Genomic DNA, 12,637 nt, shown 5'->3' with positions numbered 1-12,637 from the left:
GATCACGACAATCAGAACGATTTAATTCGAATTGACAAGGGCATGTCGGCCTTTTTGTACTTCATCACAATATTGCTTTGCGAGGGATTGTAGTTCGCTGTATCGCTTTTCTGCGATTAAATCTTTTCGTAATAGGGAGCCACCAACACCTACGGCAGCTGCCCCAGCTCGTATATATTCTTCTGTATTTGAAAGACTTACTCCGCCGGTTGGCATCATGTGCACGTGAGCGAGAGGGCCTTTCACATCCTTAATGAAAGTTGGTCCAAGTACGCTTGCAGGGAAAACTTTCACAAGATCTGCCCCAGCTTGTTGGGCTTGCAGTATTTCTGTCGGCGTGAATACACCTGGTATCACAATTTTACCATATCGATTAGCGGTCAAAATGGTTTCTGTATTCATTGTTGGAGAGAAAATGAATTCGGCACCAGCGTGAATCGCCATGTTTGCTGATTGCGCATCAAGAACGGTACCTGCCCCAACAACTGCCTGACCTTTAAAAGCAAGATTTGCTTCGCGAATCACATCAAGTGCCCCATCCGAATCAAGTGTAATTTCAATTCCACTAATACCACCATCTACAATCGCTTCAATCACTTGCATCACTTTATCTCGGTCAATTTTTCGAACGACGGCTACAACGCCACCGTCAATCATTTTTGTTAAGATCGCCTGTTTCATTCTCCCACTCCTTTTATCTTAATACATCCTGTTTCGTTGCATTTAAAGATTCAATTTCTTGAATCGTTGGAAGCCCTTCAATATCGCCAAATACAGAAACAACGATGGAACCAATTAATGAGCCAAGATCAACAGATTCTTGAAATGGTTTCCCCTTCAGAAGGCCAGAGAGAACCCCTGCAGCAAAACCATCTCCTGCTCCAATGGGATCATTCACTCTAGAGACAGGATAGCTTTTCACAAATCCATTCTCACCATTTGCTGTGGCAAAGGTGGTCCCAATTGCTCCGTTTTTTATCGCGATTTTCTGAACGCCAGAGGCTAGAAAAAATGAAATGATTTCATCAGGATCACTTGTACCTACCAATTGTTCAGCTTCGTCTAGTCCTGGAAGAAGAATATCCGCTTGTCTTGCGAGGTCTAGCAATTTCTCTTTTCCATTTGGAATATTCTTTAGCAGTTTCATTCGAATATTAGGATCAAATGAAACCGTAATCTGATGCTTTTTAGCAAAGTGAAAAACCTCATTCACTAGCTCATAACAAGATTCACTCAACAGAGGAGTAATGCCAGTTAAGTGAACGATTCTCGCCCTTTTTATGTAGTCCCAGTTGATGTCTGCTGTAGTCATAGTGCTTGCAGCGGAACCACTGCGGTAATAGTAAACTTGATTGCGATCTGTTCGCTTTTCTTTAACATATAAGCCCGTTTGTTCTTCAGGGTCCATAAGGACATTCGTTGTATCGACCCCTTCGCCACGAATGGCATTTAACGTAAAATGACCTAATTCTTCATCGCCCAGCTTACTGATCCAGCCAACAGAGTGACCAAGCTTTGAAAGACCGATCGCTACGTTTGATTCAGCCCCGCCGATTCGCTTGTTAAACTGATTCGTATATCGAAGAGGGCCGGTAGAAGCGGCATCAAAAAGAACCATGGTTTCACCGAGTGTGACGACATCCAATTGTGATTGCATAAACTGCCTCCTTCTTGTTCCTTAATAAGGAACGTCGTTCTTCATTATGATTTAACTTTACTTAATTATGAAAACGATGTCAATTTAATTATGTGAGAATTTTCAAAAATATAGATCGTGAGTATGAATTTTCTGTAAATACATTGCGTGAAAGTCAACTCTTATAAGACAAATATGGTAGGATAACGATATTACGACTTACATGTATTGGGAAGGAGCGGTACGATGAAATTTGATTACCATACGCACCATGAACGATGTGGTCATGCAGAAGCAGGAATTGAAGATTACATAAAAGCAGCAATCCAAAATGATTTGCAGATGATCGGAATTTCTGATCATTCACCGTTTTTTGCAAGTGAGAAGGATCGAGCGTTGCCTCGCATTGCTATGGCTAAGAGTGAGTTCGCTTCTTATGTAGAAGAAGTGCTCTCGCTTAAGGAAAAGTACCGTGGCAAGATTGACGTTTTGCTTGGTGTTGAATCTGACTTTTTTAGAGAGCATTACCCGTTATATAAAAGCATTTATGATCAGTACCCGTTTGACTACATAATTGGCTCTGTTCATTTTAGTAATGGAACTAACATCTTTGATAAAAGTCGTTGGGAAAATTTAATTGAAGAAGACATTCGCAAAGAAAAAGAGCATTATTACAAGCTAATCGTAGAATCAGCTGAAAGCGGCGTCTTCGATATTCTAGCCCATATTGATGCCATGAAGGGATTTTATCCAGACTTCGCAAACGTCCAAACACCTGAAGTCGAAAAAGCATTGAAGCGACTTGGAGAGCTTGAGTCAACGATTGAAATCAACACATCTGGTAAGCATAAAGACTGCGGCGGTTGGTATCCAGCGAATGACATGCTCGAAATGGCTTGCCATTATGGTGTGGGAGTTACTTTCGGATCTGACGCTCATTGGCCTTCACGCGTTGGAGAAGAATTTGAAGAAGTTCGAACAAAGCTGAAGGAGATTGGATTTAAGAATTGGACGGTGTTTCGAGAGAGGAAGAAGGAGTTTGTTGGGATGTAAGGAGAGAGAGAGTATCTCTCTCTTTTCGTCTTTTTTTCAGAATATTCATTGATCAACTTGTAGTTTTGAGTTATTCTATATAGTGAAAATACGAAAAATTGTATATTGAGGTGAGGATATGGAAGGCAAATGGGAGAAATTATACAGCAAGAATGGACTGGCAGCTAGGAGAATTGCAGCTAATCTAATAGCGATCGAGCCAGGAAGCCGTATTCCTCGCGTAAGTGATTTTGTTACAGAAACATCACTTGGAAGGGGGACAATTCAGGGAGCCTTACGTCTACTCGAAGAAATAGGAGCTATTGTTCTTGAAGCAAGAGGACACCTTGGTACGTTTCTTGTTAGAACGGATCGAGAACTGCTTTGGGATATTGCAGGACTTGGTTCTGTTATGGGGGCAATGCCTTTACCATATTCGCGAAAATATGAAGGCCTTGCTACTGGTTTAGTTCAGGTGCTTGAAATGATGAAAATACCTTTTAATTTGGCTTTCATGAGAGGCTCATCGAATAGAATAGAGGCATTGAAAGCTGGAAGATATGATTTTGTGATTGTTTCAAGGCTTGCAGCTGAGCTTGCTGTTCGGAATGACGCTCGTATCGAAATGGCAAAAACATTTGGAAATAACTCATATGTTTCCGGACATGAAATCTTTTTTTCACAATCTAAAACAGAGCGTATTCAAAACGGCATGCGGGTAGGTATTGATTATTCTTCAGCTGATCAGCATCTTCTAACGGAGTATGAAATAGAAGGTATTGATGTTCAGCTAATTGAAGTGAACTACATGCAGATGATGGAGATGCTTAAGAACAATGAAATTGATGCAGCAGTTTGGAATAAGGATGAAATTATTCACTCTGAAGGAATGGGCAAAGGATCGTTTCGTTCGATAAAAGCTCAGGAACTAAGTCGGAAGGTGAATGAGGCAACTATGCTCTTAAATAGGGAGAGGATAGAACTTAGAGATGCACTACTCGACCTGTCAGTATTTAACGTCAAAGAGCTACAAGTTCGAGTAGAAAAGGGGGAAATTTATCCTCGATATTAGGCGGGATTCCATTTTGAATCCCTATGATTTTAATATACTAAATCCTGTATATTGGAGGGTGGTTTTTATGACAACGATTAAGGAACGACTAGATATTCTGAAAGCTGGCGATGTGATTAGTGAGGAAGCATCAACTATCGCTGAGGAAGCGGTGCAAAGATTAAGTGCCCATACGCAAAAGACGCTTCCTCAAAATAAAGTAGAAATGCTCGTTACTCATCTTGCATCAGCCTTAACGCGTATGTCCCGCGGTGAATCAGTCGATGGCCCACCGGAAGAGCTTTTTTCAGAAATAGAGAAATCTGAGCAAATTGATCTAGCGAATAGAGAGATTAATTGGCTTAAATCCAATTGGGGTGATGAAATTCCAAAATCTGAGATCGCTTTTTTAAAAATGCACTATGTATCTATTTTTAAAGAAATGAAATAGGAGGAGATTTTTCATGAAAATTGTTATTGGTGGACAGGTAGATAAAAAGGAAGTCGAAGCCCTAGTGAAGGAACATGGACCAAATGGAGTGGAAACTTCCATTAAATCAGATGTAGAAGCGGCAATGGCAGTGAAAACAGGTCAGGCAGAATACTATGTTGGAGCGTGTCACACTGGTGGTGGAGGTGCGTTAGCGATGGCGATTGCTATTATTGGAAAACCAAGCTGTGAAACTGTTTCAATGCCAGGAAGAAAACCGAGTGAAGAGAAAATTCAACAGGCTGTTAAGGAAGGAAAGAAAGCATTTGGTTTTACTGCTGATCATATGGAAACGGTCGTTCCAATGATTATGAGAGCAATTAAAGCACTTTAATTTAGAAGGGGGTTCGGCACATGGAAATGGTTCTCGTCATCTTAATCGGGGCTATGGCAGCTGTTCTTGCAAATTTAAATTTAGCTGTGTTTAATGACGGCTTACGACCAATTGTACCTGAAAATACTGAAGGGCGAATGGGACGTAAAGAGCTTGGTTTAACGGCCTTTGCTATGAGTTTTGGACTTGTAGTTGGTTTTGGGATTCCTTTTACCATTACTGCGAGTATTATCCTTATCCATAGCATTCTGCTTGGAACAGATATCATTGGATTGATTACCCCGCGAAATAAATGGGGTACGCCTGTTGCGGCAATTGTTGGTGGCGCATATGGTGCAGGTTTGTTAGTTGGACTAGAAGGATTTGTCACCTTATTTGAAAAACTACCATTGAATTTCTTAGATGCGATGGGGCAAGTGGGATCCCCAGTTGTTGTCACCTTTATGGCATTTCCAGCTCTAGCAGTGGCGTTGCAATTCAGTGTTAAAAAAGGTGTTCTGACATTTATCACATCAGCCATTATTCGGCAATTAGCTGTATGGTTAAATGAAAGCGGTGCCATGGCTTTTGGTGATACGACGGTTACGTTAAATCAAGAAGGAATGGCTCTCATTACTGGAATGATTTTCTTAATTACATATGCTGTGCGCCAAAAACCTGAAGGAGAAGGTAGCAGTATTGATCTTGCTTCGGTTTTTAGTGAGAGAGTGAATCGCATTAAAAAGCATGTGATTTATTTCATGATTATGGGGGGGCTGATTGCTGCGGCTACGAACCTCCTGATTATGGCTGGAGATCCGATATCATTAAATTTAATCGCAGACGGAAAAGTAACAGATGCTGCCATCGCTGCTGGAGCCCGAGCGCTGGGATTCATCCCACTTGTTGCTAGTACGGCGATTGCAACAGGGGTGTATAGTCCAGTTGGGTTTACAATCATTTTCGTTGTAGGGTTGCTTGTTCCTAATGTATGGGTGGCGGCTATCCTTGGTATTATTACTGTTTTTCTTGAGGTTATGTTATTGAGTCAGATTGCACGTTTCCTTGACAAATATCCCGGAGTACGACAATCAGGAGAAAATATTCGTACAGCGATGAGTCGAATTTTAGAAGTGGCTCTTTTAATTGGTGGTGCAAACGCAGCTAATGCTATTGCTCCAGGGCTTGGATTTTTTATCATTGCAGGGTTCTATTTGTTAAATGAGATTGCGGGGCGTCCAATTGTGCGAATGGCAGTAGGACCGATTGGCGCAATAGCAGTTGGCATCTTGGCAAATGTTCTTGTCGTACTTGGCCTCATGCAAATACCACAGTAGAAGGAGGAGATAAGATGATACAAACGGTTAGAGGACCAATTGTTCCTACTGAGCTCGGGGTTTGTTCCGCTCATGAACATCTTTGTATTGATTTATCACGAATTAAAAATGATCCTGACACTATTCTTGACGATATAGGCGGAATGGAAGAAGAACTTCGCTACTTTAAAGGTTCAGGTGGACAGGCGATGGTTGAAGTTACGAACGATGGAATGGGTCGTAACGCAAGTCTCCTTAGAAAGTTAAGTGAAACGACAGGAGTGCATTTGATCGCAAGTACCGGTTTTTACAAAGACCCATTCCTTCCAAACCAAGCGACTGAGTGGAATCGCGATCAGTTTGCACAATACATGATTGATGAAATAAAGAATGGAATTGAAGGAACAGACGTTTATCCTGGCGTTATTGGAGAAATAGGGAGCAGTCACTATGAAATCAAGCCTATTGAAGAAGAGCTCTTAACTGGTGCGGGAATCGCAGCAATGGAAACGGGGCTTCCGCTCACCACACATACAACGCTCGGAACGATGGGAGTCGAGCAAGTTGAACTTTATTCTGCCCTTGGATTGCCAATGAACCAATTGATTGTGGGGCATCAAGACCTTAATCAAGATGATGAACGAGTACTTTCTGTTGTGGAAGCAGGGGCATTTGTAGGATTTGATACGATTGGAAAAATTAATTATCGACCTGATGAAGAGCGAATTCATACAATTTGTCGTCTATTTGAAAGAGGATATGGTGCGCAGATTTTATTATCAGCTGATTTAACTAGAAAGTCACATTGGCATAAGCACGGAGGTATTGGATATGACTATGTTCTCAATGAATTTGTGCCTCGTTTAAAAGAAGCAGGCTTGTCTGATGAGGATATCAGAATGATGTTAATCGATAATCCAGCTCATGCTTTCAGTCGAAAGGGGATTGCATAACATTGAAACACCAGGAATCTGTTATACCTCAGATGTCACTTGCAGAAGCAACAAATAAACAATTTGAAATTGTGGATTATATCACAAAGGAATTTAAAGACAATGAAATGTTCCATGATGGCGATCGCGGTGTGCATCCGATCTATAAACGACCTAGAACAACTGCGAAAGTTGAGAACGTTCTTGCTAGTATTTTTGGTGGTGATCAGGCAGTACTTGTACGAGGATCGGGTACCGGTGCAATTCGATCTCTCTTAAGTGCCCTCCTTGAACCGGGAGAATCTATGATTATTCACACTGCACCTATTTATATGACGACTAAAGAAACGATCCGAATGCTTGGGTTACGAACGGAAGAAGTGAATTTCAATGATTTAGATGCTATTAAACAAAGTCTTCCTCATTCAGAAGCAAAGGTTTTCTATATCCAACATGCAAGGCAGCAACCAATCGACACTTATCGTCTTAAAGAAGTGATTAAGTTAGTTAAGACGATCAACCCTGAAATGATTGTAGTTGTTGATGATAATTATTGTGCATTGAAAATGCATGGAATTGGTGTAGAGGCTGGCGCTGATTATTCCACTTTTTCCGGATTTAAGCTACTTGGACCTGAAGGAATTGGAGTGGTGATAGGGAAGAGCGCCATTAAAACAATTCAACAGCGAAATTATTCTGGAGGCAGTCAAGTTCAGGGCCCAGAAGCGATGGAGTTACTCCGATCCCTACCTTTTGCACCTGTCTCATTAGCTATCCAGAGTCAGCAAGTTGAAGTTCTATGTGACTTGTTAAATAAAGGTGAAGTGTATGGAGTAAAAGAGGCTTATATAACAAACTCTCAATCAAAGAATGTCATTGTTGAACTGAAAGAGCCAGTTGCCCGTGAAGTAATCGAGCGAAGTAAGGCCTTTGGAGCAGCAACATATCCAATTGGAGCAGAATCACGTTTTGAACTTGTTCCAATGATTTATCGAGTTTCTGGTAGTTTCCTCGAAAGTACACCCGCATTACTTGAATATGGTTTACGTATTAACCCTATGAAGGCTGGAGCAGAGACTGTTATTCGTATTCTTCGAGAATCATTGCGAGGAGAGTAAGTATACATCAAGACATAATCTATACGCTGTTGTTTAGGAGGCTACTACATTGTTTCTTTCACTTACAAAGAAGAGAAATCCAGAACTCATTAAAGCGGGAGTAAAACTTCACCAATCTGGGATTATTCCTCCCAATACGTATGTTCTCGACCTTGACACAATAGCCCACAATGTCAGAAGAATGGCGCAAGCTGCTAAAGAGAATGATTTCACATTGTATTTTATGAGTAAGCAGCTTGGTCGTATAGGCGATCTCGGGAATTGGATTGCGGAACATGGAATTGAAAAAGCTGTTGCCGTTGAATTTGAAGAAGCTTACCGACTATATCATTCCGGTGTCAGTATTGGTAACGTGGGTCATCTTGTCCAACCTGGGAAACATCAGTGGGATGAGGTTCTTAGTTTCGATCCAGAAGTTGTGACGGTTTTTTCGATTGAGCGAGCAAGACAAGTATCAGATGCAGCTATGAAACTGGGAAAAAAACAGGAGGTCATTCTGCGAGTAATCAATTCATCAGACACGATTTATCCTGGACAGTGGGGAGGATTTCAGGTAAAGGAGCTTCAAGGTTTTATTTCAGAGCTAAAGCAGCTGAAAGGAATCGAAGTAATGGGCGTTACTTCATTTCCGTTATTGCTAATGGACAAAGAACGTAAGGAGCTATTATTTACAGAAAACCTGAAAACAATACTTTCGGCAAAAGCAATACTTGAAGCATCGGGATTTCGCATTCGTCAGGTAAATGGTCCAAGTGCAACAAGTACAGAAACGATTCCAATGCTAAAAAAAGCCGGGGTTACACATGGGGAACCTGGACATGCTCTAACAGGGACTACCCCACTTCATGCGGTTCGGACTCTTCCTGAGGATCCTGCTATTATCTATGTATCCGAAGTCTCTCATGAAGACGAGGAGAATTTTTATGTGATTGGAGGAGGATTTTATGAAAGGGGAAATATGACAGGCGCTTACGTCGGAAGCTCCCCTGAACGTATTTTTGATACATTTTTAAAAGGCAAGCCTTTAAATTCTGAGTACATTGATTACTATGGAAGACTTGAACGTGACTCAAGAGTATCTATCGGTGATACGGCAATATATGCTTTTCGGACGCAAGTATTTGTAACGAGGGCAAATGTTGCCCTTGTTCGTGGGTTACATGATGGTGTTCCAGAAATTGTACATTTTGAAAGGAGGGGTTAACGATGGGACGTATCGTAGTGCTCGTTCTCGATAGTTTTGGGATTGGAGCAATGGATGACTGTGCAGATTTTGAACCAGGGGACTGTATAGCAAATACGTACGAGCATATTCGAAAAAAAGTACCGATGGCCATTCCCACCATGTATTCGCTTGGACTTAATCAACTTGTAGATGAAACCGGAACACCAAAAGGAGCTTACGGAAAAGCACGACTCGCACACTACGGAGCTGATACTTATATGGGACACCAAGAGATTGTAGGAAGTCTTCCGAAACGTCCCGCTAAACGATTGATGAAAGACGTTCATAAGAATATAGCTACGAGTTTACTAAGGGAAAATTTCAAAGTAACTTATCCTTTTAAAGATTTGCCAATATTGTTAATTGACGATGCAATCATTGTGGCAGATAACATTGAATCAACCCCTGGAAATATTATTAATGTTACGGCAGACCTGATAAAGGTTTCGTTTGAGTATGCGCTTAAAGTAGGAAGCGTTGTAAGGAAAGTCGTTGATACAAGTCGAGTTATTACATTAGGCGGTCCTCACACTTCGGTCGCGCGACTTCTATCAGTCGTAAAAAAAGGGGAAGCGGGGCAGTGGGGAATTGATAGCCCTAAAGCAGGCTTGTATGGGGAAGACTATCAAGTTCGTCACCTGGGATATGGTGTTAACGTACAAAGACAATTCCAGACCCTAGCTGAATCTAAAATTCCAGTTTATCGAATTGGGAAAACGGCAGATGTACTCGAAGGAAAGAAATTGGCTTATTCTATTGTGAATACAGCGGAGGTGCTTCAACAACTAAAAGAAGCATTTAGTAAAGAAAACCATGGGGCTTTTCTAGTAAATGTACAAGAAACGGACCTTGCTGGTCATGCAGAAGATACGAATTGGTATGCATCACTTCTTGAAGAAGTAGATAATTGGCTGGAGAATTTTATTCCTCTACTTAAAGAAGATGATATTTTAATAGTAACGGCCGATCATGGGAATGACCCTACGATCGGACACTCAAAACATACAAGAGAGTATACTCCTCTTATGGTTACTGGTCCTAAAGTGAAGCCAGTATCGATTGGGACAAGAAATACTATGGCAGATATAGGGGCAACCTTGAGTGATTATTTTCGTATTGAATCCACTGAAGCAGGTACTAGCTTCCTTAATCAAATCCTCAAAAACTAAGGAGGAGTATATATGAAGAAACGAATTTTTATAATACCGATCGTGGTTCTGCTGTTGAATATCTCTGTCTTTTCCACAGCTTCAGCTACTGCCAACGGAGAGAAGCTGAGTCATGATAGTCCGAAGAGTGCTGGAATGAATGCTACTACACTTGAGGAAGTTGATGACGTAGTGCAAGAAGCTATAAGTAATGATATAACTCCTGGAGCAGTGGTACTTGTGGCTAAAAGTGGTAAAGTCGTAAAAGAGTCTGCCTATGGAGATGCACAAAAATATGATATGGGAAATCTATTAGAAAAACCAAGGAAGATGAAAAAGAAAACAATGTTTGACCTTGCCTCTTTAACTAAAGTAATGGGAACAACGCAAGGGATTATGAAGCTTGTCAGTGATGGGGAATTAGCAGTAAATGATCGAGTAGCAAAATATATTCCTAATTTTGCTTCTAATGGTAAGGAAGATATTACAATCGCAGACCTTTTAACACATACCTCTGGCTTAACTCCCTGGCAGCCGACTTATTTTTATGCTAAGAATTCGGAAGAAGTTCTAAACTATATTAATGCACTTCCACTCGAATACGAAACCGGCACAGATCGTCGCTATAGTGATTTTAGTTTTATGACGCTAGGGTTCATCATTGAGGAAATAAGCGGAGAGAAGCTTGATGATTATCTTCAGAAAAATATTTATGAGCCATTGAAAATGAAAGATACGATGTTTACTCCTTCAGATCACCTTGATGATAAAATCGCAGCCACTTCATGGGGGAATCCTTTTGAATATAAAATGGTGGATGATCCTGATTTCGGCTACAACGTTCCTGAGCGAGCTGAGGACTTTGGAAGGTGGCGAACTGAAACACTTGTTGGAGAAGTTAATGACGGTAATAGTTTTTATGCAAACGAAGGTATAGCTGGACACGCTGGCTTGTTCTCCACGGCACGAGATCTTGCCGTACTTGGACAGGCGATGTTGAATGGTGGGAGTTACGGTAAAGTGAAGCTATATGATCAGGAGGTTATTGAAGACTTCACAACCCCGCAGCGTTTTGGACAGGGGTATGGATGGGAACTCGACAAGAGCTGGTACATGGGTGACAAGCATTCAGAAGCGACTTTTGGGCATACAGGTTTTACAGGGACCCAAGTGATCTTTGACCCATCTAATGATCTCCAAATTATTGTGTTAACTAATAAACAAAATAACGGCCCTCTCGCATCTGGATCCTATCCAAGCACTGGAGGACTTTCGAAACATATCGCGAATATCGTATACGAGTCTATTCAATAATAACTCAACCCTGATTAGCTTCCTTTCTTGGAGGTGCTCAGGGTTCTTCTATTTTAACAACGAGGAGAGATGCTGAATGAGGGAAAAGAGAAAAGTGATTTTAGATTGTGATCCAGGCCATGATGATGCGATTTCGATTATTCTTGCAGCTTCTAGTGATCAGATTCAGATTGAAGGCATTACGACGGTAGCGGGGAACGTAGATGTTGAGAAGACAACGCTTAATGCGTTAAAAGTATGTGATTTCATAGGGCTCGACGTGCCAGTTGCTCGTGGAGCTGAGCAGCCACTAGTTAAAACGCGTGAATTCGCACCAGACATTCATGGAGATTCTGGTCTTGATGGACCAGAGCTTCCGGAAGTTCCAAAGAAAATGATGATCGATCAGCATGCTGTCGATTTTATCATTGAGAGATTGTTAGATTCTGATGGAGAGATCACGCTAGTTCCGACAGGTCCGCTCACGAATATCGCTTTAGCGATTGAAAAGGAACCTGCGATCGTTGGAAAGATTCGTGAAATCGTACTGATGGGTGGAGGGACGTTTGGAAATTGGACACCTACGGCGGAATTTAATATTTATGTCGATGCCGAGGCGGCGAATGTTGTTTTTAACAGCGGAGTGCCTGTGACAATGTTTGGTCTAGACGTTACGCATCAGGCGATTACAACTCCAGCGATTCTTCAGGAGATTTCTTCTATTGGCACGAATGTTTCGAAATTTGTGGGGGATCTTCTTGAATTCTTTACTAAAACTTATAAAGAAGTTTTCGATTTTGAAGGAGCTCCCATTCACGATGCTTGCACGGTAGCGTATTTAATTGATGAATCGATTTTTGAATTCGAGACGGTTCGAGTGGATATTGAGACAAAAGGAGAATTTACATACGGTACAACGTGCGTTGATCGTTTGCATGTGACGGGAAGAAAGCCGAATGTGAAGTTTGCGCATGGCATTAATCAAGAGAAGTTTTGGGGATTGTTGATTAAAGCGTTGAAGTGAGGAGGGCGGAATTGGTGAATTCGTGGTGCCTGTCACTCGCGAATTCGCGAGTGACAGGC

13 protein-coding genes are annotated in these 12,637 nt (G+C 41.4%); 11 read left to right on the top strand and 2 right to left on the bottom strand.

All coding sequences use genetic code 11. From position 1 onward, the window contains the following. Positions 1-21: 21 nt before the first annotated feature. A complete protein-coding gene (locus tag Q4550_RS17700; protein ID WP_303534971.1) occupies positions 22-681 on the bottom strand; it encodes a bifunctional 4-hydroxy-2-oxoglutarate aldolase/2-dehydro-3-deoxy-phosphogluconate aldolase in 660 nt (219 codons plus the stop codon). A 13-nt stretch (positions 682-694) separates the two neighbouring features. Further along, positions 695-1,657, bottom strand: a complete 963-nt coding sequence (locus Q4550_RS17695; protein ID WP_303534970.1) for a sugar kinase — start codon at positions 1,655-1,657, stop codon at positions 695-697. A 225-nt stretch (positions 1,658-1,882) separates the two neighbouring features. Between Q4550_RS17695 and Q4550_RS17690 the strand changes: the two genes are divergently transcribed. The 11 genes from Q4550_RS17690 to Q4550_RS17640 all read left to right on the top strand — a co-directional run bounded on the left by Q4550_RS17690 (position 1,883) and on the right by Q4550_RS17640 (position 12,578). After that, on the top strand, positions 1,883-2,689 hold the full coding sequence (locus Q4550_RS17690) for a histidinol-phosphatase (protein ID WP_303534969.1): 807 nt from the start codon (positions 1,883-1,885) through the stop codon (positions 2,687-2,689). A gap of 118 nt (positions 2,690-2,807) precedes the next feature. Further along, positions 2,808-3,740: a GntR family transcriptional regulator YhfZ gene (gene yhfZ / locus Q4550_RS17685; RefSeq protein ID WP_303534968.1), complete on the top strand. Its 933-nt coding sequence runs from the start codon at positions 2,808-2,810 to the stop codon at positions 3,738-3,740. Positions 3,741-3,807: 67 nt separating this feature from the next. Continuing rightward, a complete protein-coding gene (locus Q4550_RS17680) occupies positions 3,808-4,170 on the top strand; it encodes a PRD domain-containing protein (RefSeq protein WP_303534967.1) in 363 nt (120 codons plus the stop codon). Between the two features lie 13 nt (positions 4,171-4,183). Continuing rightward, positions 4,184-4,543: a DUF2620 domain-containing protein gene (locus tag Q4550_RS17675; RefSeq protein ID WP_194218616.1), complete on the top strand. Its 360-nt coding sequence runs from the start codon at positions 4,184-4,186 to the stop codon at positions 4,541-4,543. 20 nt (positions 4,544-4,563) lie between these two features. After that, positions 4,564-5,859, top strand: coding sequence for a YhfT family protein (locus Q4550_RS17670; RefSeq protein ID WP_303534966.1), 1,296 nt, complete (start codon positions 4,564-4,566; stop codon positions 5,857-5,859). Positions 5,860-5,873: 14 nt separating this feature from the next. Continuing rightward, positions 5,874-6,791: a phosphotriesterase family protein gene (locus Q4550_RS17665; protein ID WP_303534965.1), complete on the top strand. Its 918-nt coding sequence runs from the start codon at positions 5,874-5,876 to the stop codon at positions 6,789-6,791. Positions 6,792-6,793: 2 nt separating this feature from the next. Further along, complete coding sequence (locus Q4550_RS17660; protein WP_303534964.1) at positions 6,794-7,888, top strand: aminotransferase class V-fold PLP-dependent enzyme; 1,095 nt, start codon at positions 6,794-6,796, stop codon at positions 7,886-7,888. A 49-nt stretch (positions 7,889-7,937) separates the two neighbouring features. Then, positions 7,938-9,092: a YhfX family PLP-dependent enzyme gene (locus tag Q4550_RS17655; protein WP_303534963.1), complete on the top strand. Its 1,155-nt coding sequence runs from the start codon at positions 7,938-7,940 to the stop codon at positions 9,090-9,092. 2 nt (positions 9,093-9,094) lie between these two features. Next, positions 9,095-10,282 (top strand): phosphopentomutase, encoded by a 1,188-nt coding sequence (locus Q4550_RS17650; RefSeq protein ID WP_303534961.1) that lies wholly within the window; start codon positions 9,095-9,097, stop codon positions 10,280-10,282. Positions 10,283-10,294: 12 nt separating this feature from the next. Next, positions 10,295-11,575 carry a serine hydrolase gene (locus Q4550_RS17645; RefSeq protein WP_303534959.1) on the top strand — a complete coding sequence of 427 codons (1,281 nt, stop codon included), beginning with the start codon at positions 10,295-10,297 and terminating at the stop codon, positions 11,573-11,575. A gap of 76 nt (positions 11,576-11,651) precedes the next feature. Then, positions 11,652-12,578, top strand: coding sequence for a nucleoside hydrolase (locus Q4550_RS17640; protein ID WP_303534958.1), 927 nt, complete (start codon positions 11,652-11,654; stop codon positions 12,576-12,578). Positions 12,579-12,637: the final 59 nt, after the last annotated feature.

Origin of the sequence: Anaerobacillus sp. 1_MG-2023 (assembly GCF_030547345.1) — a bacterium.
Lineage (GTDB): Bacteria > Bacillota > Bacilli > Bacillales > Guptibacillaceae > Guptibacillus > Guptibacillus hwajinpoensis_B.
The sequence above is the reverse complement of the archived record's forward strand: the minus strand, read 5'-3'. Positions and strand labels throughout refer to the sequence as shown.